At 54.1% G+C, this 23,015-nt stretch carries 14 protein-coding genes, 2 tRNA genes and 3 rRNA genes; 8 read left to right on the top strand and 11 right to left on the bottom strand.

Going from position 1 to position 23,015, the window contains the following annotated elements; all coding sequences use genetic code 11:
• Window positions 1-166: 166 nt before the first annotated feature.
• The 7 genes from gmhB (at window position 167) to ACX9GT_RS19470 (ending at window position 8,004) form a co-directional block, all read left to right on the top strand.
• A complete protein-coding gene (gene gmhB, locus ACX9GT_RS19500; RefSeq protein WP_473188301.1) occupies window positions 167-730 on the top strand; it encodes a D-glycero-beta-D-manno-heptose 1,7-bisphosphate 7-phosphatase in 564 nt (187 codons plus the stop codon).
• 417 nt (window positions 731-1,147) lie between these two features.
• Window positions 1,148-2,688, top strand: a 16S ribosomal RNA gene (locus ACX9GT_RS19495).
• A gap of 74 nt (window positions 2,689-2,762) precedes the next feature.
• A tRNA-Ile gene (locus ACX9GT_RS19490) sits at window positions 2,763-2,839 on the top strand.
• Between the two features lie 156 nt (window positions 2,840-2,995).
• Window positions 2,996-3,071, top strand: a tRNA-Ala gene (locus ACX9GT_RS19485).
• Between the two features lie 223 nt (window positions 3,072-3,294).
• Window positions 3,295-6,204: ribosomal RNA gene (locus ACX9GT_RS19480) — 23S ribosomal RNA — on the top strand.
• A gap of 122 nt (window positions 6,205-6,326) precedes the next feature.
• Window positions 6,327-6,442 (top strand): 5S ribosomal RNA (gene rrf / locus ACX9GT_RS19475).
• Together the 16S, 23S and 5S rRNA genes with 2 tRNA genes alongside form the textbook arrangement of a ribosomal RNA operon.
• Before the next feature lie 251 nt (window positions 6,443-6,693).
• The gene (locus ACX9GT_RS19470; RefSeq protein WP_473188300.1) at window positions 6,694-8,004 is read left to right on the top strand and encodes an MFS family transporter; all 1,311 of its coding nucleotides are present in this window, start codon (window positions 6,694-6,696) and stop codon (window positions 8,002-8,004) included.
• 1 nt (window position 8,005) lies between these two features.
• On the opposite strand, the gene ACX9GT_RS19465 is transcribed toward ACX9GT_RS19470, so the two are convergent.
• The 5 genes from ACX9GT_RS19465 to trxC form a co-directional block, all read right to left on the bottom strand.
• The gene (locus ACX9GT_RS19465) at window positions 8,006-8,338 is read right to left on the bottom strand and encodes a YfiM family lipoprotein (protein ID WP_473191642.1); all 333 of its coding nucleotides are present in this window, start codon (window positions 8,336-8,338) and stop codon (window positions 8,006-8,008) included.
• 58 nt (window positions 8,339-8,396) lie between these two features.
• Window positions 8,397-9,752, bottom strand: coding sequence for a CDP-diacylglycerol--serine O-phosphatidyltransferase (gene pssA / locus ACX9GT_RS19460; RefSeq protein ID WP_473188299.1), 1,356 nt, complete (start codon window positions 9,750-9,752; stop codon window positions 8,397-8,399).
• Between the two features lie 151 nt (window positions 9,753-9,903).
• On the bottom strand, window positions 9,904-12,555 hold the full coding sequence (locus tag ACX9GT_RS19455) for a bifunctional acetate--CoA ligase family protein/GNAT family N-acetyltransferase (protein WP_473188298.1): 2,652 nt from the start codon (window positions 12,553-12,555) through the stop codon (window positions 9,904-9,906).
• Window positions 12,556-12,610: 55 nt separating this feature from the next.
• Window positions 12,611-13,315: a tRNA-uridine aminocarboxypropyltransferase gene (locus tag ACX9GT_RS19450; RefSeq protein ID WP_473188297.1), complete on the bottom strand. Its 705-nt coding sequence runs from the start codon at window positions 13,313-13,315 to the stop codon at window positions 12,611-12,613.
• Between the two features lie 111 nt (window positions 13,316-13,426).
• Window positions 13,427-13,846, bottom strand: a complete 420-nt coding sequence (trxC, locus tag ACX9GT_RS19445) for a thioredoxin TrxC (protein WP_473188296.1) — start codon at window positions 13,844-13,846, stop codon at window positions 13,427-13,429.
• A 196-nt stretch (window positions 13,847-14,042) separates the two neighbouring features.
• Between trxC and ACX9GT_RS19440 the strand changes: the two genes are divergently transcribed.
• Window positions 14,043-15,131, top strand: coding sequence for a tRNA/rRNA methyltransferase (locus ACX9GT_RS19440; RefSeq protein ID WP_473188295.1), 1,089 nt, complete (start codon window positions 14,043-14,045; stop codon window positions 15,129-15,131).
• A gap of 59 nt (window positions 15,132-15,190) precedes the next feature.
• Here the strand turns inward: ACX9GT_RS19440 and emrB are convergent, their stop codons facing one another.
• From emrB to proX, 6 genes are all read right to left on the bottom strand, one after another.
• Complete coding sequence (emrB, locus tag ACX9GT_RS19435; protein ID WP_473191641.1) at window positions 15,191-16,687, bottom strand: multidrug efflux MFS transporter permease subunit EmrB; 1,497 nt, start codon at window positions 16,685-16,687, stop codon at window positions 15,191-15,193.
• A gap of 56 nt (window positions 16,688-16,743) precedes the next feature.
• Window positions 16,744-17,916 (bottom strand): multidrug efflux MFS transporter periplasmic adaptor subunit EmrA, encoded by a 1,173-nt coding sequence (gene emrA / locus ACX9GT_RS19430; protein WP_473188294.1) that lies wholly within the window; start codon window positions 17,914-17,916, stop codon window positions 16,744-16,746.
• A gap of 34 nt (window positions 17,917-17,950) precedes the next feature.
• Window positions 17,951-19,402, bottom strand: coding sequence for an efflux transporter outer membrane subunit (locus tag ACX9GT_RS19425; RefSeq protein WP_473188293.1), 1,452 nt, complete (start codon window positions 19,400-19,402; stop codon window positions 17,951-17,953).
• Window positions 19,403-19,424: 22 nt separating this feature from the next.
• A complete protein-coding gene (gene mprA / locus ACX9GT_RS19420) occupies window positions 19,425-19,946 on the bottom strand; it encodes a transcriptional repressor MprA (RefSeq protein WP_473188292.1) in 522 nt (173 codons plus the stop codon).
• 525 nt (window positions 19,947-20,471) lie between these two features.
• Entirely contained in the window at window positions 20,472-21,671 is a 1,200-nt protein-coding gene (locus tag ACX9GT_RS19415; protein ID WP_473188291.1) for an MFS transporter, read from the bottom strand.
• A gap of 153 nt (window positions 21,672-21,824) precedes the next feature.
• Window positions 21,825-22,826 carry a glycine betaine/L-proline ABC transporter substrate-binding protein ProX gene (gene proX, locus ACX9GT_RS19410; protein ID WP_473188290.1) on the bottom strand — a complete coding sequence of 334 codons (1,002 nt, stop codon included), beginning with the start codon at window positions 22,824-22,826 and terminating at the stop codon, window positions 21,825-21,827.
• Window positions 22,827-23,015 lie beyond the last annotated feature (189 nt).

The raw sequence follows: 23,015 nt of genomic DNA, 5'->3' as shown, positions 1-23,015 counted from the left end.
GTTGCCCGTGGCTAGATAAAAGTAAACCTTGGCCAGAGCCAAGGTATAAGTCAGATGTTAAGGCGTCTAGACGTCTAAGTCAACGTTAACGCTGTTCTTCACCGTTCTCAGTCTGCGGTAAAACATGCGATACTGTACGCGTTTTCAGGCCCTCAGGAGCAGACCGGTGACACAACGCGTTCCAGCAATTTTCTTAGATCGTGATGGTACGATTAATGTGGACCATGGATATGTCCATGAAATAGATGATTTCCAATTTATTGATGGTGTGATTGATGCATGCCGTGAACTGAAAAATATGGGGTTCGCGCTGGTGCTAGTCACCAACCAGTCAGGCATCGCCCGCGGCAAATTCAGCGAAGACCAGTTTATGCGCCTGACAGAATGGATGGACTGGTCGCTGGCCGATCGTGATGTCGATCTGGACGGCATTTACTTTTGCCCACATCACCCAGAAGCATTAATAGAAGAATACCGTCAAACATGCGACTGCCGCAAACCGCAACCCGGTATGTTGCTGCTGGCGCAAAAAGAATTGAATATCGATCTGGCTGCTTCTTATATGGTGGGTGACAAAATCGAAGATATGCAAGCGGCTGCGGCGGCAGGCGTGGGCACTAAAGTGCTGGTTCGCACTGGTAAACCAGTAACGGAAGAAGGCGAAAAGGCGGCTGATTGGGTGCTAAATGGCCTGCAAGACCTGCCGGAAGCCATCAAAAAGCGGGTTTAACCCGCATTGTGCATGAATAGTGAGCGGTCAGAAGAAAAGTGAATATTATCCCTTGTCATTCTGAACCAGCTCCCTATAATGCGCCTCCATCGACCAGGAACATGTGAACAACTTCACAGAGTCTCCGGGGGTCGCAGAGAAAAAAACCTGAAAATTAAGGTTGACTCTGAAAGAGGAACGCGTAATATACGCCACCTCGAGTTAGCAAGCGAAAGCGCGTAACTCACTGCTCTTTAACAATTTATCAGACAATCTGTGTGGGCACTCACAAGACGATATCCAGCCACCTCGGTGGCACAAAAATATCAAGTCTTGAAGAGTGACCAAAGCAGTAAACATTTGAACTTCGGTTCCAATGAATATTTGCAGAAAGTAATCTTTGAGCATCGCTTTACTTGTTAAAGCAAATCGAACTTTTAATTGAAGAGTTTGATCATGGCTCAGATTGAACGCTGGCGGCAGGCCTAACACATGCAAGTCGAGCGGTAGCACAGGGAGCTTGCTCCTGGGTGACGAGCGGCGGACGGGTGAGTAATGTCTGGGAAACTGCCCGATGGAGGGGGATAACTACTGGAAACGGTAGCTAATACCGCATAACGTCTTCGGACCAAAGTGGGGGACCTTCGGGCCTCACACCATCGGATGTGCCCAGATGGGATTAGCTAGTAGGTGGGGTAATGGCTCACCTAGGCGACGATCCCTAGCTGGTCTGAGAGGATGACCAGCCACACTGGAACTGAGACACGGTCCAGACTCCTACGGGAGGCAGCAGTGGGGAATATTGCACAATGGGCGCAAGCCTGATGCAGCCATGCCGCGTGTGTGAAGAAGGCCTTCGGGTTGTAAAGCACTTTCAGCGAGGAGGAAGGGTGTGGTGTTAATAGCGCCATGCATTGACGTTACTCGCAGAAGAAGCACCGGCTAACTCCGTGCCAGCAGCCGCGGTAATACGGAGGGTGCAAGCGTTAATCGGAATTACTGGGCGTAAAGCGCACGCAGGCGGTTTGTTAAGTCAGATGTGAAATCCCCGCGCTTAACGTGGGAACTGCATTTGAAACTGGCAAGCTAGAGTCTTGTAGAGGGGGGTAGAATTCCAGGTGTAGCGGTGAAATGCGTAGAGATCTGGAGGAATACCGGTGGCGAAGGCGGCCCCCTGGACAAAGACTGACGCTCAGGTGCGAAAGCGTGGGGAGCAAACAGGATTAGATACCCTGGTAGTCCACGCTGTAAACGATGTCGACTTGGAGGTTGTGCCCTTGAGGCGTGGCTTCCGGAGCTAACGCGTTAAGTCGACCGCCTGGGGAGTACGGCCGCAAGGTTAAAACTCAAATGAATTGACGGGGGCCCGCACAAGCGGTGGAGCATGTGGTTTAATTCGATGCAACGCGAAGAACCTTACCTACTCTTGACATCCACGGAACTTGCCAGAGATGGCTTGGTGCCTTCGGGAACCGTGAGACAGGTGCTGCATGGCTGTCGTCAGCTCGTGTTGTGAAATGTTGGGTTAAGTCCCGCAACGAGCGCAACCCTTATCCTTTGTTGCCAGCACGTGATGGTGGGAACTCAAAGGAGACTGCCGGTGATAAACCGGAGGAAGGTGGGGATGACGTCAAGTCATCATGGCCCTTACGAGTAGGGCTACACACGTGCTACAATGGCATATACAAAGAGAAGCAAACTCGCGAGAGCCAGCGGACCTCATAAAGTATGTCGTAGTCCGGATTGGAGTCTGCAACTCGACTCCATGAAGTCGGAATCGCTAGTAATCGTAGATCAGAATGCTACGGTGAATACGTTCCCGGGCCTTGTACACACCGCCCGTCACACCATGGGAGTGGGTTGCAAAAGAAGTAGGTAGCTTAACCTTCGGGAGGGCGCTTACCACTTTGTGATTCATGACTGGGGTGAAGTCGTAACAAGGTAACCGTAGGGGAACCTGCGGTTGGATCACCTCCTTACCGAACGATATTGATTGAGTGAGTGTTCACAACAGATTGTCTGATGAAAAAGTAACGAGCAGAAAAATCTTTATAGGCTTGTAGCTCAGGTGGTTAGAGCGCACCCCTGATAAGGGTGAGGTCGGTGGTTCAAGTCCACTCAGGCCTACCAAATTCGCACTTATGCTGCGTTATGCGCGCGGTCGTTTACCCAAAAGTAAACTTCCCTTACGCATGCCTTGCCTAAGCACGAATTAACAGGATTTCCAACAGGAAAAGATTGTTATTCGCCGCGAGTGGTAATAAAGATTTCTGCAAGTGACTGTATGGGGCTATAGCTCAGCTGGGAGAGCGCCTGCCTTGCACGCAGGAGGTCAGCGGTTCGATCCCGCTTAGCTCCACCATATCCCTACGGTCCTTGAGAATACTTCAGAGTGTACTGGCAACAGTATGCTGCGAAGTATTTTGCTCTTTAACAATCTGGAACAAGCTGAAAATTGAAACCTGACAGCAGAAACTTATCCCTCCGTAGATATATTGGGGTAAGAAGTACCCTGTCAGAGAGTCTCTCAATTGTTTACAGCACGACCGTGTCTTCTGTTTACAGGAAACACCTTCGGGTTGTGAGGTTAAGTGACTAAGCGTACACGGTGGATGCCTAGGCAGTCAGAGGCGATGAAGGGCGTGCTAATCTGCGAAAAGTGTCGGTAAGGTGATATGAACCGTGATAACCGGCAATACCCGAATGGGGAAACCCAGTGCAATCCGTTGCACTATCATGTCATGAATACATAGTGGCATGAGGCGAACCGGGGGAACTGAAACATCTAAGTACCCCGAGGAAAAGAAATCAACCGAGATTCCCCCAGTAGCGGCGAGCGAACGGGGAAGAGCCCAGAACCTGAATCAGTTTGTGTGTTAGTGGAAGCGTCTGGAAAGTCGCGCAGCAAAGGGTGATAGCCCCGTACACTAAAATGCACATTCTGTGAGTTCGATGAGTAGGGCGGGACACGTGACATCCTGTCTGAATATGGGGGGACCATCCTCCAAGGCTAAATACTCCTGACTGACCGATAGTGAACCAGTACCGTGAGGGAAAGGCGAAAAGAACCCCGGCGAGGGGAGTGAAACAGAACCTGAAACCGTGTACGTACAAGCAGTGGGAGCCTCTTTTATGGGGTGACTGCGTACCTTTTGTATAATGGGTCAGCGACTTATATTTTGTAGCAAGGTTAACCGTATAGGGGAGCCGTAGGGAAACCGAGTCTTAACTGGGCGTCTAGTTGCAAGGTATAGACCCGAAACCCGGTGATCTAGCCATGGGCAGGTTGAAGGTTGGGTAACACTAACTGGAGGACCGAACCGACTAATGTTGAAAAATTAGCGGATGACTTGTGGCTGGGGGTGAAAGGCCAATCAAACCGGGAGATAGCTGGTTCTCCCCGAAAGCTATTTAGGTAGCGCCTCGTGAACTCATCTTCGGGGGTAGAGCACTGTTTCGGCTAGGGGGCCATCCCGGCTTACCAACCCGATGCAAACTCCGAATACCGAAGAATGTTATCACGGGAGACACACGGCGGGTGCTAACGTCCGTCGTGAAGAGGGAAACAACCCAGACCGCCAGCTAAGGTCCCAAAGTCATGGTTAAGTGGGAAACGATGTGGGAAGGCATAGACAGCCAGGATGTTGGCTTAGAAGCAGCCATCATTTAAAGAAAGCGTAATAGCTCACTGGTCGAGTCGGCCTGCGCGGAAGATGTAACGGGGCTAAACCATGCACCGAAGCTGCGGCAGCGACGCTTAGGCGTTGTTGGGTAGGGGAGCGTTCTGTAAGCCGTTGAAGGTGGTCTGTGAGGGCTGCTGGAGGTATCAGAAGTGCGAATGCTGACATAAGTAACGATAAAGCGGGTGAAAAACCCGCTCGCCGGAAGACCAAGGGTTCCTGTCCAACGTTAATCGGGGCAGGGTGAGTCGACCCCTAAGGCGAGGCCGAAAGGCGTAGTCGATGGGAAACGGGTTAATATTCCCGTACTCGGTGTTACTGCGAAGGGGGGACGGAGAAGGCTAGGCTGGCCGGGCGACGGTTGTCCCGGTTTAAGCGTGTAGGGGGAGAGAATTGGTAAATCCGTTCTCTTATTCAACCCTGAGGCGTGATGACGAGTCACTACGGTGGCGAAGTAGTTGATGCCAAGCTTCCAGGAAAAGCCTCTAAGCTCCAGGTAACACAGAATCGTACCCCAAACCGACACAGGTGGTCAGGTAGAGAATACCCAGGCGCTTGAGAGAACTCGGGTGAAGGAACTAGGCAAAATGGTGCCGTAACTTCGGGAGAAGGCACGCTGGCGCGTAGGTGAAGAGACTTGCTCTCGGAGCTGAAGCCAGTCGCAGATACCAGCTGGCTGCAACTGTTTAATAAAAACACAGCACTGTGCAAACACGAAAGTGGACGTATACGGTGTGACGCCTGCCCGGTGCTGGAAGGTTAATTGATGGGGTTAGCCGCAAGGCGAAGCTCTTGATCGAAGCCCCAGTAAACGGCGGCCGTAACTATAACGGTCCTAAGGTAGCGAAATTCCTTGTCGGGTAAGTTCCGACCTGCACGAATGGCGTAATGATGGCCAGGCTGTCTCCACCCGAGACTCAGTGAAATTGAACTCGCTGTGAAGATGCAGTGTACCCGCGGCAAGACGGAAAGACCCCGTGAACCTTTACTATAGCTTGACACTGAACATTGAGCCTTGATGTGTAGGATAGGTGGGAGGCAGTGAAGTGTGGACGCCAGTCTGCATGGAGCCAACCTTGAAATACCACCCTTTAATGTTTGATGTTCTAACTCGGCCCCGTGATCCGGGGTGAGGACAGTGTCTGGTGGGTAGTTTGACTGGGGCGGTCTCCTCCCAAAGAGTAACGGAGGAGCACGAAGGTTAGCTAATCACGGTCGGACATCGTGAGGTTAGTGCAAAGGCATAAGCTAGCTTGACTGCGAGAGTGACGGCTCGAGCAGGTACGAAAGTAGGTCTTAGTGATCCGGTGGTTCTGAATGGAAGGGCCATCGCTCAACGGATAAAAGGTACTCCGGGGATAACAGGCTGATACCGCCCAAGAGTTCATATCGACGGCGGTGTTTGGCACCTCGATGTCGGCTCATCACATCCTGGGGCTGAAGTAGGTCCCAAGGGTATGGCTGTTCGCCATTTAAAGTGGTACGCGAGCTGGGTTTAGAACGTCGTGAGACAGTTCGGTCCCTATCTGCCGTGGGCGTTGGAAGATTGAGAGGGGTTGCTCCTAGTACGAGAGGACCGGAGTGAACGCACCGCTGGTGTTCGGGTTGTCATGCCAATGGCACTGCCCGGTAGCTAAGTGCGGAACAGATAAGCGCTGAAAGCATCTAAGCGCGAAACTAGCCTCGAGATGAGTCTTCCCTGGGCCTTTAAGGCTCCTGAAGGAACGTTTAAGACTAAGACGTTGATAGGCTGGGTGTGTAAGTGCAGCGATGCATTGAGCTAACCAGTACTAATGAACCGTGAGGCTTAACCTTACAACACCGAAGGTGTTTTGGTGAGAGACAGAATATAAGTTTTAATTTTCAGCGACGTTCTTAGATTGGTTCTGGTGGTTGCGTGTAAAGACATGTGACGGCCTGGAATAAAACAGAATTTGCCTGGCGGCAATAGCGCGGTGGTCCCACCTGATCCCATGCCGAACTCAGAAGTGAAACGCCGTAGCGCCGATGGTAGTGTGGGGTCTCCCCATGCGAGAGTAGGACACTGCCAGGCATCAAACAAAGTAAAAAGCCTCATGCGAAAGCATGAGGCTTTTTACTTTATCAAGAAAAAATTCAACGTAGTTTCATCTAGTTACACCCTACTATTTAACCTCCGTCACAAAAATCACGTTTAGCTCTCTGTTTTTCCAGTTATGTTTAGCCTGTTGTCAGGATTTATTGTTAACTAAAAACCAACAATTAAGAAACAATTAACTGACAATACATCGGCTTATATTGCTGGGTTAGTGCGGAGAAAACACAATGGTAGAAACAACTTTGGCTATTGAGAGTGAGGAAAGTGCCGATCTGGCGGCGCAAGATAAAAAGAAGCGTATTTTCGCTATTGTTGGGGCTTCATCGGGGAACCTGGTGGAGTGGTTTGATTTTTACGTCTACTCGTTCTGCTCAATCTATTTTGCCGCCTCATTCTTCCCTGCGGGTAACAGCACTACGCAGTTGTTACAGACTGCTGGCGTCTTTGCCGCCGGTTTCTTTATGCGGCCAATTGGCGGCTGGCTGTTTGGCTATATTGCCGATCGGCATGGCCGGAAAAACTCGATGTTGATATCGGTCTGCATGATGTGCGCCGGATCGCTGGCGATCGCCTGTTTACCGACCTATGAGGCGATTGGTAGTTGGGCACCGGCCTTGCTGTTGATAGCCCGGCTGTTCCAGGGGCTGTCGGTTGGTGGTGAATACGGTACCAGTGCTACCTATATGAGTGAGGTAGCGGTGGAGGGGAAGCGTGGTTTTTATGCCTCCTTCCAATACGTGACGCTGATTGGCGGTCAACTGTTGGCGTTGTTGGTTCTGGTGGGGTTGCAGCAGATCCTTTCCACCGAAGAACTAAAGGCCTGGGGCTGGCGCATTCCGTTCGCGCTGGGTGCAGCGTTGGCGGTAGTTGCGCTGTTCTTGCGGCGTTCGCTGAATGAAACGTCCGATGCGAAAACTCGTAGCCATAAAGATGCTGGGTCGCTGAAAGGGCTGTGGAAAAATCGGAAGGCATTTCTGATGGTGCTGGGTTTTACCGCTGGCGGCTCGCTGAGCTTTTACACCTTCACCACCTACATGCAGAAATACCTGGTCAATACCACCGGTCTGGATGCCAAACTGGCCAGCATCATCATGACCGCCGCGCTATTTATCTACATGCTGTTGCAGCCGCTGATAGGGGCGTTATCGGACAAGATTGGCCGCCGCAGCTCGATGCTGATCTTTACCTCGCTGGCGACTTTGCTGACGGTGCCCATTCTGTTTACCCTGAAAAGCGTTACCAGCCCTTATGCGGCATTCGGTCTGATCGTGCTGGCGCTGTTTATCGTCAGTTTCTACACCTCGATCAGCGGGCTGTTGAAAGCTGAGATGTTCCCACCAGAAGTGCGGGCGTTAGGGGTAGGCCTGTCTTATGCGGTAGCTAACGCCATGTTTGGCGGTTCGGCTGAATATGTCGCGCTGTCGCTGAAGTCCTTCGGGGTGGAGCATGCCTTCTTCTGGTATGTCTCGGCGATGTGTCTGCTGGCGCTGGTCGTTTCATTAAAACTGCACCGCAAGGGTAACGAGATCCAACTGTAAATCACCGGGCGATGTGGTATAGGCCGTAGCCAGTGGCTGCGCCTGCCACATCCCAGGCAAAATCCTTCCAACTCCAGCCGGTGCCGCCTTCTCGGCTGTCATACAGTTCTTTAGCTGCGCCAAGGCCGATCGAAAATGACAGACCAAAGCTGCGGCTGCGGGCTTCATTCCAATTCTGGCGGTCACCATAGGCCGCTCCAGTAGCGGCAAAGGCCGCAGAGGCAACGAAATGCTGAGCTTTGTCTTTCCCCGTCCAGCGATCATTGGCCATATGTGTGCAGCCACTAGTGAAAAACAGCACTGGAAGGAGGATAAGCAGACGGAGTGGGCGCATCATTTCATTACCTACAAAAAAGCCCAGCATTGCCGGGCTGAAGTTCATTATAACGGTGCTACAGTATACGGCTAATCAATCTATCAATACGGATACGGCGTAAGCGGCGGATCAGTTTGCGCACTTTCACCGGATATTGCTGGATGCTCTGCAGATCGAGATAATTATCGACCACTGTCGTATGAATACGGATCATCTCCAGCTCTTTGTGACGCTGTTCGCGCGTTTCCTGTTTAGGGTCGTGGATCAGGATCGCATTCTCTAAATCCAGTCGCCAGGCGCGCGGGTTAAGATTGTTACCGGTGATTAATTGCCACTCATCATCCACCCACATACCTTTCAGGTGATAACTGTTATCGCCGTCTTTCCACAGGCGCACGATAAGCTGGCCGGTATCGACATAACGCTGCAGGCGGCTCAGGAAACGGCGCAGGTTGATTTCGTACAGATAGGGTAATGCACCGATAATCTTGAACGGTTGATCTTCAGGAATGTAGAAATCATTAGCGGTTTTATCGCCCACGATAATTTCTACCTGCTTCCCTTGGCGCAGCAGATAAATGATATTGCGCACCAGCAGGGCTGGCAGGTTGAAGTAAGGCGTACACAGCGTCAGTTTCTGATCGGCGCTGGCCATCAGATGATGAATGGTTTTATTCAGGATGCTCTGTTTACCCAGCCCGACCAGCGGAGTTACCGCCAATTCATCATTGCCAGCATTACCGCGAAACTGATAACTGGCGCGACGCAGGGCAAAGCGGAACAGGCGGGTTTCGTTCTTGATTTCCGGGCTTTTTGGCCGATCGTCACGATCAAGGCGTTGCACGGCACCGGCGATCAGCAGGTGTTGCTTGATGTAATCGGTCAGAGTCTCAGCCAGTACCGCGTTAGTGATTAACTGGTAGCGATCGTAACGGTATTTCTCGTGCTGATGCAGATAGACATCATTAATACTGGCACCGCTGTAAATAACGGTATCGTCAATCACAAAGCCCTTTAAATGCAACACGCCCAAAGCTTCACGAGTATTAACCGGAACACCGTACACCGGAACCGAAATCTGTGGGTGCTGTGCTGCCATAGCACAATACCAATCCGCGTTGGTATTGGTTGCCGCCGCACCGATACGCCCGCGCTGAGCGCGATGCCAGTCGACCAGAACACAGATTTCCAGTTCTGGGCGCTGCTGCTTGGCCTGATAAAGTGCTTCAAGGATATCGCGGCCAGCATCGTCATGCTCCAGATAGAGCGCGACCAGATAGATACGCGTTGTAGCATTAGCGATCGATTCCAGCAGCGTGGTGCGGAAATCGGCAGGCGCATAAAGGGTACGGACATCAGCAACCGTCTGGGGGAGTTTGGGCAGTTGTGCAAGGTGTTGTTGATGTTTACTACGTTTAAATTTTGACAACATCACAGTGCGCTTCTTCTCTCATGTTTGGATGGCCGGAATGCCACTCGCATTAAAACCGTCATTCGAATAACCGGGGATAATACCACTACTTGCCCAATTGCGCGTATTTTTTGGTGTTAAGTGATGGATTCGTAGCGCATTGCGGCAGAGATCACGGCGTTACGGTGGTTTGTAGCGGCAGGGTTAAATTGACAATCCCTTCATCAATTTGGACGTCGATCGCAAAGCCAAGCTTTTGCGCCAGCGTCACCATACCCCGATTATTTGGCATCGTAATCCCGATCAGGCGAGTCAGACCACGTGCGCGGGCGTAGCCGATCAGTTTCACCATGAGCTGCCTGCCCAGGCCTAAGCCTTTCAGATCGGAGCGCACCAGCACGGCGAACTCGGCATCGGTATTATCCGGATCGGAAAGCGCCCGGGTGACGCCAATGATCTCTTCACCGTTACGCACGGCAACGAAAGCCATCTCTCGATCGTAGTCGATTTGCGTCATGTTGGCCAAATCGTCATGGCTAAACTCGTTGATCTCACTGAAATAGCGGTAGTAAAGATCTTCTTTGGTGACGTGATCGATAAAGTGCTTCAACGCCGGTTCGTCTTCCGGCAGGATCGGGCGGAACAGGCATTGCGAGCCGTCTTTTAAGGTAATAGTTTCTTCCAGTTCATGCGGATATGGGCGGATGGCCAGCCGTGTTTGCGGATCGCCGCTGAAAGGGGCGAGCTGCATGGATACATCCAATAGGGTAAATTCGCTGCCGGAAGCCAAGACCGGATGAATATCAAGACGTGAGATCTGCGGGCAATCCAGGATCAGGTTGGAAACCTGAACTAACAGGCGGCTTAACCCAGGAATATCGAGCGGGCGCAACGCACTGCGGCCACGGATTTTGCCCCCTTTCACCGCTTGCAATACCAGATAGCGCGCCAGTGCCATATTCAGCGGCGGCAGTGCGACTACCACCTGATTTTCCTGCCGCCATTCGACCCCGCCTTCACCCAGCATAATCAACGGGCCGAAGATGGCGTCTTGCTCCACGGCAATCCGCAGCTCCTGCGCCCCGGCACGGTTGGCCATACTTTGCACCAGCAATCCGTGAATGCGTGCCTGCGGATAAGTGCGTTTTACTCGATCGAGGATCGCTTCTGCCGCGCGCTGCACTTCGGTGGCGGTGCGCAGATAAAGCATCACGCCCTGTACTTCAGATTTGTGCGGAATATCAGGCGAACGCAGCTTCAGCGCCACCGGATAGCCAATCTGCTCGGCAATATGCACCGCTTCGGCGCTGTCTCCGGCAATCCAGGTAGGTAATGTACTGAGGCCGTAAGCTTGCAGGATCGGCTGTACTTCATGCGTGTCGAGCTGAGTCGCCCCCTCTGCCAGCGCCCGGTCGATCAAGCGGTGTGCATCGGCAGTATTGGCGGTGAGCCCGACGGGCAGCGCCGGGGTTTCTTTCAACTGTTTCTGGTTGCGGCGGTATTCCACCATATGCATAAAAGCGGTGACGGCGCCTTCTGGCGTGCGATAGGTGGGGATCCCGGCCTCGGTAAACTGACGGCGGGCTTCTTGTGAGGAATATTCCCCACACCAGTTGGTCATCAACGTGAGGCGTTTACCGCGCGGGTGCTGCCGTATGGCCTCGATCAGCCGTTCAGCGGTTTCAGTGCCCGGTGACGCGGCGCTAGGGGCATGAATCAGCAGCAGTGCATCGTAATCGTGGCTATCAAGCAGTGGTTGCAGTGCCGCCAGATAACGCTGTGGCGTGGCGTCATCACGCAAATCGATCGGGTTGCTGGCCTGGACAAATTCCGGCAGGGCTGCCTTGAGCTTTTCCTGCGTTTCTTCCGTCAGCACGGCCAGTTTGCCATTGCGCGCCAGCAGTTCATCCAGCGCCATGGCAGCGGGTGCCGCGCCATTGCTGATAATCATCAACCGCTCGCCGCGCAGTGGGTGCATATGGCTTAAGGTTTCTACGGCGGAAAACAGCTCGTGGGTATCCTGCACGCGCAGCAAACCGGCGCGCTGGATCGCGGCATCATAGGCGGCATCCAGCCCTTGCTGGCTGTTGAGCAGCAACTGCGCCTGTTGGCTGCGGCCACTTTTGATCACCAATATCGGTTTATTGCGTGAGGCACTGCGCGAGGCCGAAAGGAAACGCCGCGCATCGCTGATGTTTTCCAGGTACAACAGAATGGCGCTGGTTTTGCTGTCGCGCGCCAGGAAATCGAGCAGATCGTCAACGTCGATATCCAGGCTGTCGCCCAGCGCGATGAAATAGGAGAAGCCAACCTCACGCTGCTGTGCCCAGTCCAAAACGGTATTGGCCACGGCGGCCGACTGGGAAATGAACGCCAGTTTGCCTTTCTGAATGGGAACCGGTGAAAAGCTGGCATTGATGCCTTGCCATGGTGCCAGCAGGCCCAGGCTGTTTGGCCCGAGCAGCCGCATTGAATAACGCTGTGCAGTGGCTTTGAGTTCGGCAAATTGCTGATGCGGGGCGGAGAGCACGATCGCCGCTTTGCAACCGCGCTCGCCTAGCGCTTCAATCAGTTGCAGGTTACGTTGGGCGTTGACGCACAGCACGGCCAGATCGGGCGTCAGCGGCAGGCTGGTAACGTCTGGATAAGCCATAACACCGCACACGGCTTTGTAGCGTGGCGTCACCGGTAAAATCGGGCCAGTAAAACCACCGGCCAGCAGATTGCGCATCATCAGATAACCGGCGCGGTTGGGTTGTTGCGAAGCGCCGATAACGGCAATCGACTTAGGACGTAACAGTGCTTCTAACCCTCGCTGGCTCATATACGGCTCCTGATATCCCCTGGATCTTTGTGTGTATGTGACTTGTCGCTTGATGTTAGACGCTTTGTGGCCGGTTTGCTGTGACCGGTGCCTCTGGGCGGTGAGGTTTCCCCGCCAGATACTGCTCGCGGAAGTAATTGAAATGCTGAGCAAGGCCGATTGCGGCCTGCTCGTCCCCCGCCTGTTGCAATAACGCAGCGGCTACTTCGGCGGTGCAGTGCTGTTCGGTACGGCTGGCTTCACGCAGTTGATAACCGGAAGCGGCCAACACGTTCAGCGAAAAGACCGGAAACTGATTCAGATACGGGCTTTTGCGGAACATTTTGCGCGCTTCAGACCAGGTGCCATCAAGCATGATAAACAAAGGCGGCTTCCCGCCGCTGGGTAATTCACTGAATACCGGGCGATCGGGATCGGCATAGGAGGCCGGGAATACCACATAAGGTTGGCGAGTGGGATCGTTAATCGCCTCAATTAATCCTGGCTCGATTTCGGTACGCGACCAGAGAAATGCCTGAGTATCCGGCAGGATATCGGCGATCAGGCGGCCGGTATTGCTGGGCTTGAGCGGTTCGGCTCCGAACATGATCAGGCAGAAGCGACTGTTGGCCAACTGCGGTTTAATGGTGGCGCACAGGCAGTTTTGCTGTGGCAGCAGGCAATGTTGACAACGCACTGCGCGGCAGCCGCGAGCCAGAAACGGGCGGGTAGCATGGGCTAAACGGAATTGGCGTAGGCGAAGTACAGCGTTGTCGGTCATAACGATCCTGAGAAAAACCGCTATTGTAGCGCAGAAAAAAGCCCGGCGGGAGAACCCCTCGGGCTTTAACAGACGTGACAAACAAGGGGCGGCGCAGCCAGGTTTTTTGCGTTAAACTAAATCGTTGAGCCAGTTATCAAATGGCGTTTTCGGCATGGCACCGTTGAGCATATCGACCATTTTGCCTTCACGGAACATCATAATGGTAGGAATGCTGCGGATGTGGAAGCGGGCGCTCAGCTCGGGTTCAGCTTCGGTATTCACCTTCACGAAGCGCACCTTGCCAGCACGTTCTTCGGCCACATCTTCAAAGATAGGCGCGAAACTGCGGCAAGGGCCACACCACGGAGCCCAGAAATCGACCACCACCGGCAGATCATCCTGCAACAGATGGTCAAGCGTTGCGGCCGTGGCGTTAATCACTTCGCCGCTGAACAATTCATGGCCGCAGCGGCCACATTTAGCGCCATCGGCCAAGCGCTCTTCGGGGACGCGGTTGATGGCATTGCAGGCTGCACAAACTGTATTCATGGTTACCTCGGGTGCTGGCGCAGCAATATAGGCTGCGAATATGTATCCTCAATGTTACTTATTATCGGCAAAAGTGCCGCATTGAACAAAGTGATTTGTTCGATGAGTGTGATAGTTGCTGGCTTTTGCGCAAGTTGGTGGCTTAGCGTACCAACATCAGGTAATCTTCGCGCCCTGCGCGTTGGTGGAGAAGACAATGAACGATTCATTTAGTGGCAAGAACGGTAAGGTCAAAGTGATGTACGTCCGCAGTGACGATGACAGCGGCGACAACCGTAACAAGAATAAGCGTCCGGACGGCAAAGGCCGCCCGGCTGATAATGCACGCACAGGTGGCCGCACTGGCCAGGATAAGTCGCGTAGTCAAGACCGCCGTGGTGCTGATTCCCGCCGCAGTGAAAGCGATCGTCCTCGTCGCCCGGCGCGCACTGAAGATCGCGGTGGTTATGATTCGCCGTGGAAAACCGTGTCCCGAGGCCCGGAAGAAGAACCGGCGTTTGACCACGGTGGCATCAGCGGTAAAAGCTTTATCGATCCAGAGCAGTTGCGCCGCCAGCGTGCAGAAGAAACCCGCGTTTATGGTGAAAATGCCTGTCAGGCGCTGTTCGCCAGCCGCCCAGACGCTATCGTGCGTGCCTGGTTCGTGCAGTCCGTCACGCCGCGTTTTCGCGAAGCGCTGCGCTGGATGGCGGCTAACCGCAAGGCTTACCACGTGGTGGATGAAGAAGAACTGGCGAAAGCCTCCGGTACTGAACACCACGGCGGCGTGTGCTTCCTGATCAAAAAGCGTCAGGGTCTGGATGCGCAGACCTATCTGCAAAACGCCCCGGCAAAAGATTGTGTGCTGGCGCTGGAAGAAGTGGGCAACCCGCACAACCTGGGGGCGATCGTGCGATCGTGCGCGCACTTCGGTGTTAACGCGGTGCTGTTGCAGGATCCGGCTTTGCTGGAGTCGGGCGCAGCGGTGCGTACCGCAGAAGGCGGCGCGGAGCATATCAAAGCCATCAACGCCGATGATTTCCTGTCGGTATTGGATACCTTCCGCAAAGCGGGTTACACCATTGTAACCACCTCCAGCCATAAAGGGACCGCGTTGGCACAGGCCAAGCTGCCTGCCAAAATGGTGCTGGTATTGGGCCAGGAGCGTGATGGCTTGAGCGACAGCGCTTGGCAGCAGGGTGACATGAGCGTATCTATCGGTGGAACCGGCAAGGTGGAAAGCCTGAACGTTTCGGTAGCGACCGGTATTCTGCTGGCCGACTGGTGGCGTCAGAATCAGGCATAACGGATCCGCAGGATAAAAAAACGGGCACTCACCAGAGCGCCCGTTTTGCTTTTTGGCGATCAGTGAGCGCCGCCGCCACCGCCGCCGGAACTGAATGGCGGTTTGGCGAACCACACCAGTGCCAACAGGATCAGGAACACCCCGGCAGACAGCCAGAAAATCTCGTTGGCCGAGATAATCAGCCCCTGAGCGGTGATCTCATTGGCGATATACGCCGAAGCCTGCTGTTTGCTCATCCCGAGCTGTTCAAGTTTGGTATACATCTCTTGCGACTGTGGGTTGAACGGGGTCACAAACTCCGTCAGCTGCGCATGATGCATCGACTCACGCCGGGTCCACAAGGTAGTGGTGATCGAGGTACCGATAGAACCCGCCAGCGTACGGAGAAAGTTCGACAGGCTCGACGCGGCGGCAATGCGATCGGGCGGCAACCCTGACAGGGTAATGGTGGTCAGCGGCATAAAGAAGCAGGCGATGGCAAAGCCCTGCACAAACTGCGGCCAGGCCGAAGCGCCAAAATCCATCCCCGGTTCAAACGTATAGGCGCGCCAGTAGAAGCACACGGCATACATAATGAAGCTGAAGGTGACCAGGCGGCGCATATCCAGCCGGTTGCCGAATTTGCCGATGATGGGTGACAGCAGCACCGGGATCAGCCCCACCGGCGCGGACGCCAAGCCTGCCCAGGTGGCGGTATAGCCATACACCTCCTGTAGCAACTGCGGCAACAGCACAATCGCCCCGAAATACAGCATGTACGCCAGGCTGATACACAGGCAGCCGATGGTAAAGTTGCGCGATTTGAATAACGACAAATCCACCACCGGGTGATCGTCGGTCAACTCCCATACCACCAGGAACACCAGCGCCACCACGGCCACCACCGTCAGGACGATAATCTCCGTCGAGTTGAACCAGTCCAGCTCTTTGCCCTGATCGAGCATGATTTGCAGCGAACCGATACCCACCACCAGCAGAACCAGCCCAACGGTATCGATCGGTTTGATCTCGGTTCTGGTCTCCCGGCCTTTCAACGTCGACATTGCGGCCAGAATGACAAACAGCCCGATAGGGATATTGATAAAGAAGATCCAGCCCCAGTGATAGTTATCACTGATATACCCGCCCAGAATCGGCCCGAAAATCGGCGCAACGATCACGGTCATCGACCAGAGCGCCAGGGCCATTGCTCGCTTGGCGGGAGGGTAGTTGTTCAATAGCAAACTTTGCGACAGCGGGATCAGCGGCCCAGCCACTACCCCTTGGATCACGCGGAAGAAGATCAGCATGCCCAGGCTGTTGGAGATCCCACACAGCCAGGAGGCGAGAACGAACAGCGCCGTGGACCACAGGAACAGGCGCACTTCGCCGATACGCTTTGCCAACCAACCGGTGATCGGAATGGAGATGGCGTTCGCCACCCCAAACGAGGTGATCACCCAGGTGCCCTGCGAGGTGGAAGACCCGAGGTTACCGGCGATGGTTGGTATCGCAACGTTGGCAATGGTGGAATCCAGTACCTGCATAAAGGTCGCCATAGCCAGCGCGATCGTCATCCAGGCAAGCTGGGCACCTTCAAGCGGTTTTTGTGCCAAGGTAGCCTCCCGCGCGCTTAACCGGCGTTTGCATGGATCACATCGGCGATCATCTGATCAACGGGGGCCAGATCCAGCATCAGTGCGCTGGTTTCATAGCGCGGTTGTTCGCGCACCACGTTGGAGAGTATCTGGCCATCGCGATTGCTGGTGTCGATGGTGACCAAGGTCGAAAGGCCGATCCGCAGCGGATGTTCAGCAATCTGCTCGGGATCCAGCTCGATACGCACCGGTAAACGCTGTACGACTTTGATCCAGTTACCGGTGGCGTTTTGCGCTGGCAGTAGCGAGAAGGCGCTGCCGGTGCCCATATCAATACCCACCACTTTGCCCTTGAACACCACGTCACTGCCGTAAACGTCGCTGATCACGGTAGCCGGTTGGCCAATACGCATATTGGCGATCTGGGTTTCTTTAAAGTTGGCATCCACCCAGAGATGATCGGCCGGAACCACCGCCATCAGCGGCGTTCCTGGCGAGATCTGCGCGCCGACCTGCACGCTGCGGCGTGAGACAAAGCCGGTAATCGGGCTGATCACGCGGGTACGTTGCAGCGCCATCCAGGCATCACGCATCTGCGCGGCCGCTTGCAAAATGGCGGGCTGTTTTGCCAGCGGGGTATTCAGCACCATGGCCTGATTGGCGTTGTATTGCTGTACCGCCACTTCCAGCGTCGCTTTGGCGCTGTCTACCGCTTCGCGTGCGTGTTGCAATTCTTCGCGGCCAATCGCATCCACGCTGCCCAGTACCACACGGCGCTTGAGATCGTTTTCAGCCTTGCTCAGTTCAGATTTGCGCAGTGCAACATTGGCCTGATACTGTCTACTGTTGATCACCAATTGATGCGTTTGGCGCACGCTGTTGGCCAGCGCGGTTTTGGCGCGTTCAAACGCCTGTTCGGCATCGGTAGGGTCGAGCGTCAGCAGCACATCCCCTTTCCGCACGAAATCCGTGCTGTCGAACGTGACGCTGTTCACGCTACCGGACACCTGCGCCATGATTTGCACCTGATTACCGGCGACATAGGCGTTATCCGTTTCCTGATGATGACGCAGCACCAGGAACCAATACACTAAATAGGCCACCCCAATAACGATAAAAATAACCGTCAGCAGCAGCAGCCAAAATTTACGCTGCTTCTTTTTGCCCTTCGGTTGCTGCGAGGGTTGAATCTCCGCGCTTGCACTCATGGTGTTCTCCACGCTCTATATTTATAGGTATTTACTATGCTTTCGAATCCGTCGCCGCCGGGGCCTGATAACCACCCCCCAACGCTCGAACCAATCCTATCTTCGCCTGCATTAGGTTGCTGCTGGCACTCAGTTCCGCCTGTTGCTGCTGTAATAGCTGCGTCTGGCTGGTCAACAGTTCGTCGCGCCCGATAATCCCTGCCTGGTATCGGGCGTTAGCGGCTCGGTACACCTGTTGCATGGATTCGGCCGCCGCAGCCGCCTGTTGCAGTTGCTTGGCACGGCTTTGCTGAGCGGTAATGGCATCGGATGTTTCCTGTACCGCATTCAGGATAGTTTGGTTATAGGATTCCACCGCTTCATCATAGAGTGCAGATTCCTCACCCAGCTTGCTGCGCAACGCACCGGCGTGGAAGATCGGCAAAGAGATCGCTGGCATCACGCTCCAGGCCTGGCTCGCCGCTTCAAGCAGATTCGGGCTGGTACCACCGACATGGGTGGTATTCAAACCGGCAAAGGCTGAAATCGACAGGCTGGGGTAAAACTCTTTACGGGCTGCGCTGACGCGCTGATTGTATGACTCCACCAGTTGGCGCTGTGCCGCAATGTCTGGGCGTTTACCCAGTAAATCGGCGGTCAGTTCGCCTTGCGGGGCCAACAGGGCTTCAGCGGGTAGTGCAACCGGATGCAGAGACTGCATCGCGTTCGGGCCCTGGCCCGCTAATGCCGCCAGTTGGTGCTTAAGCTGTTCAATCTGTGACTGCAACTGGAGGATCTGCTGCTTGGCGCCGTCGGCCTGTGCCAGGGTCTGTTGCGGAATATCAACGCCGTAGATCCCGGCTTTGTACTGCTGTTGCCGCAGATCGGCCAGACGCTGATTGTTGTCCACTTCCTGTTGCAGCACTTTCTCCAGCGCATAATTGGCCTGCAACTGGTAATAAGCCGAGGCCACCGAGCTGGTCAACGTCAGTGCCGCCTGTGCCTGTTCGGCGCGTGCAGCATCGACTTGAGCTTTTGCCGCGCTCACCCGATCGCGATATTTGCCCCACCAGTCGAATTCGTAGGCCAGATTCAGGCCCAGTGAATTGCTGGTTTCATAAATCGGCGATGTCGGGTAACCGAAGCCCTGGTTGGTGTTTTGCGACACACGCAGGCGATCGCTGCTGGCGTTGAGATCCAGGTTCGGGCCGTTGGCGGCACTGGCTTCACCGACCACGCTCTGAGCCTCACGCACGCGGGCGGCCGCTTGTTTGAGCGACGGCGAGCTTTGCAGCGTTTGGGTCATCAGCGCATCAAGCTGTGGGTCATTCAGCGTGCGCCACCACTGTGGGCTAACCGCCAGTGAACTGACTTTAGTTTGTGCAAGTTGCAGGTGTTGCGGATCCATCAGTTTGGATTGTGGGGCGATATTATCGGTAGATGCACACCCCGCCAGCAGTAAAACAGCGCACAGCGGGGTGAATCTCCAGTTTAACGGGGATCGCATAAATAGATTACCTGAACAGAAATTAGGGTGATAACTGTTCTGAAACTTCCATCTGATCCAGGCGTGCCAAGAGTTTACGCGTCAGTTTTTCAAGCTGTTGCTGCTCTTCGTCATTCAGCGTGGACCAGAGGAAATGCAGACATTGGTGCTGCGGTGGCAGCAGTTGGCCGATAAACGCCTCTCCGGCAGGAGTCAGATGCAAATGCAGGCACCGGCGGTCATTGTCGCTTTCCCGGCGCTCAATCCAACCGCGTTTTTCCAGTTCATCAGCAATGCGGGTCGCATTCGTGCGTGAAGAACCCAAGGCTGAGCTTAGCTCAGAAGGCTGAATGCTGTGGCTTTCTTGCGCATCCAACGTAATGAGCGCCATAAACAAGGTTTCGTTGATTCCCTGTGCTTTCAGCATTTTATTGCGATTTTCCAGCAGCTTGCTTTGCATATGCATGCAAAGGCGAGTCAGCAGAATTTCCTGGTAAGGGAAGTTTGCCTGGCGCTTGGCGCGGAAATTAAGCATTTGTTCTATGGGCGTAAACGAACTTTCCATAATCTTTAGCCTCATTAATTTCGTTCGGTATAATAACGATAGTGATTAATAATGTAAATCTTCAACAAGGGGAATAATTTAGCAATTCGTGTCATTTGTAAGCCGTTTGTAAATGATTAACATCACAATCTGTATGGCTTTGTGAGTGAAGGCACACATCCAGCTTTCCCGTTGATTGAAATACATAAGATTTATTTACTGAATGCAGAAGAGTTCCGCGGCGTTCTGTATTGGCGGAGGGAGTAACAAGTGAACAGAAAGCTATGGCAACAGGGTTTTGCATGAGTATTCGGGTCACAGAATATCTATCCGTTATCCTTTAACCTGCGGTAGTGGGGCGCGTTTTAACCCCGTTTTACTGGGGAAGAAACTCCCTGAGATTGACTCAGCCACCACTGACCCGCATTTTGAAGACTATCGGGTATAGGGCACTAATAATACATCCCGATAACAATACCAGAGAGTTAGTGTGGTTTATACTCTCTGGTATTTAATAAATTACAAAAATAACTATATGTTTGCTAACTAAGAAATTACTGATCCCAGTGGATCATGGCGTTTCCCTCGCCACCAGGTCAGCAGGTTCAGCAGGCACAAAACCCCGCCAATGGCCGCGACGCCGTTCCAGCCCGCATGTTGATAAGCGGTGGCAGAAAGTACGGAACCCAGCGCCCCACCAATAAAATAACTGGTCATATAGCCTGCGGTCAGGCGGTTGCGGGCTTCTGGCATAATGCGGTAAATCACGCTCTGGTTAGTGACATGCACGCCCTGTACCGCCAGATCGAGCACCAGAATGCCGACAATCAAAGCCCACAGCGAGTGTTTCGCCAGTGCGATCGGGATCCAGGATAGCAGCAACAGTATCAGGCCAACGCTGGTGGTCAGCCCGGCTTTACCTTTATCCGCCAGGTGCCCGGCGCGTGATGCTGCCAGAGCGCCAGCAGCACCCACCAGGCCAAATAGCCCAATCACCCCTTCGGAATAATTAAACGGCGGGGCGGCCAACAGGAACGCCATTGAGGTCCACAAGATGCTGAAATTGGCGAATGACAGCGCGCCGATAATGGCGCGGGTGCGCAATAGCGGCGTGAAGCAGAACAGCGAGAAGATGGATTTCAGCAGCTGCGGGTAATTCAGGCCAGAATGCTGTTTATAGCGTGGCAAGGCGTGCCACAGGATCAGCGCCATCAGGATCATCAGCACGCTGGCAACCCAGTAAATGGTACGCCAGCCGCCGATGGCCGCCAGAGCCCCGGCAACGGTACGCGCCAGCAGGATCCCCAGCAGCAGACCACTCATAATAATGCCGACGGTTTTACCGCGTTTCTCCGGGCGGGCCAGCGTGGCGGCCAGCGGCACCAACAACTGAGCCACCACCGAGAACAACCCGGTGAGGGCGGTGCCCAGGATCATCATGGATAAGGTGCTGGAAGCGGCGGTGATTAACATGCCACCGGCGGCCAGCAGCGTCATAAATACGATCAACCCGCGGCGTTCAAACATATCGCCAAGCGGCACCAGAAACAGCAAGCCGACCGCATAGCCCAACTGTGCGGCAGTGACGATAAATCCGGCCTGATTGACCGACAGGTTAAAGTTTTGCGCAATGGTTTCCAGCAATGGCTGAGCATAGTAGTTACTGGCGACGGCCAGGCCGGTGGCCATGGCGATGATAAGGGTCAATGCCGGGCTCAGGCCCTGATTTTCGGTTTGCGAGTTCATCGGTGTTCAGTCAAAAGAATATTCAGTGGTGCAGAGTATCGGGCAAGGCAGGTTGTTAAAACAATGTTTAATTCTATCTGATTTGAAAGCTGCTGAACGGTTTTGGCGGTTTACCGAGAGGAATAAGGGCGCAGCGCTGCGCCCGTTCAATCATTACTGCTTTGCCGCTTCTGTGGCGGTTTTCACCCAGCCATCGAAGGTTGCCTGGTGGGCCTTGATCCAGCCATTAACGTGATTCTGAATGTCTGCTTGAGAGGCTTGGCCTTCATGCATCCGCAGGTTCTGCGCATTCACATCGGCAATCGGCAATTTCATGATGGAGAACAGCTTAGCGGCCGCCGGGTTGGCCTGCGCCCACGGCTTGTTGGCCGCAATCCGCATGGTATTGACCGGGAAGCCGTAGTTGGCACCGTTCGGCAGTTTGGTATCGATGTTTTTCTGCTCACCCGGCAGCGACGAGAAGGGGACTTGCAGCCAAACCACATCGCGGCCCGGCACCAGCACATCACTGACCCAGTAAGGCGTCCAGGCGTAGTACAGTATCGGTTTGCCTTCTTTGAAGCGGGTAATGGTATCGGCAATGATCGCGGCATAGTTGCCCTGATTATGTTCGACGGTATCACTCAGGCCGTAGGCTTTAATGTGATGGTTAATCATCGCCTCACAGCCCCAGCCTGGCGTACAGCCGGTCAGATCTGCCTTGCCATCACCGTTGGTATCAAACAGCTTGGCCATTTTCGGGTCTTTTAGCTGCTCGACGTTGGTGATGTGATACTGATCGGCGGTTTTCTTGTCGATCAGGTAACCCTGTGCCGCGCCGTTGACGTAAACCCCTTCACGATAGAACTTGTCATCGCCACCGGCGGAACGGTACTGATCGGCCTGAAGTGGATCCCAGTTCACGGCGATAAAAGTGGCATCGCCGGAAGCGATTGAGGTGTAGGCCACGTTGTAATCCACCTCGCGGGGCTCTTTCACGTCATAGCCGAGTTTTTCCAGCGCTTTGCTGACCAGCAACGTCTGGAAGGTTTCTTCAGAAATGGTGCTTTGTACCGGTTGTACTGTAATACCTTTTCCCGGCAAATCAGCAGCGGAGGCAACCTGTGAGCCAATCAGTGTGGTAAGGGCAATCGCCCAGATTCCTGTGGTGCGCATAGTTATTCCTCTATTTTGTGATAGCCCGCCGGGGCAAAGCACCACCGGCGGTAAAGACAGGCTACTGACAAAGCCCGTTATTAGGGAGAGCGTGCCGAAGGGGTCGTAGCGGCGTAAGCCGCCGGAGTGCCCCTCGGTGCGCTAGGCCCGGGTATCTCGGGCTAAAAGGTTACGTTGTCAGCAGCCTCG

It is taken from the genome of Serratia sp. YWN4, assembly GCF_055790845.1.
This window is presented reverse-complemented; position numbering and strand designations above follow the sequence as displayed.

Coding starts and splice junctions, on each gene's coding strand:
- ACX9GT_RS19465 (WP_473191642.1), bottom strand. CDS start 8,338: ATGCGCCCACTCCGTCTGCTTATCCTCCTTCCAGTGCTGTTTTTCACT.
- trxC (WP_473188296.1), bottom strand. CDS start 13,846: ATGAATACAGTTTGTGCAGCCTGCAATGCCATCAACCGCGTCCCCGAA.
- ACX9GT_RS19470 (WP_473188300.1), top strand. CDS start 6,694: ATGGTAGAAACAACTTTGGCTATTGAGAGTGAGGAAAGTGCCGATCTG.
- ACX9GT_RS19440 (WP_473188295.1), top strand. CDS start 14,043: ATGAACGATTCATTTAGTGGCAAGAACGGTAAGGTCAAAGTGATGTAC.
- pssA (WP_473188299.1), bottom strand. CDS start 9,752: ATGTTGTCAAAATTTAAACGTAGTAAACATCAACAACACCTTGCACAA.
- emrB (WP_473191641.1), bottom strand. CDS start 16,687: ATGACGATCGCGCTGGCTATGGCGACCTTTATGCAGGTACTGGATTCC.
- ACX9GT_RS19455 (WP_473188298.1), bottom strand. CDS start 12,555: ATGAGCCAGCGAGGGTTAGAAGCACTGTTACGTCCTAAGTCGATTGCC.
- ACX9GT_RS19450 (WP_473188297.1), bottom strand. CDS start 13,315: ATGACCGACAACGCTGTACTTCGCCTACGCCAATTCCGTTTAGCCCAT.
- ACX9GT_RS19415 (WP_473188291.1), bottom strand. CDS start 21,671: ATGAACTCGCAAACCGAAAATCAGGGCCTGAGCCCGGCATTGACCCTT.
- emrA (WP_473188294.1), bottom strand. CDS start 17,916: ATGAGTGCAAGCGCGGAGATTCAACCCTCGCAGCAACCGAAGGGCAAA.
- ACX9GT_RS19425 (WP_473188293.1), bottom strand. CDS start 19,402: ATGCGATCCCCGTTAAACTGGAGATTCACCCCGCTGTGCGCTGTTTTA.
- proX (WP_473188290.1), bottom strand. CDS start 22,826: ATGCGCACCACAGGAATCTGGGCGATTGCCCTTACCACACTGATTGGC.
- mprA (WP_473188292.1), bottom strand. CDS start 19,946: ATGGAAAGTTCGTTTACGCCCATAGAACAAATGCTTAATTTCCGCGCC.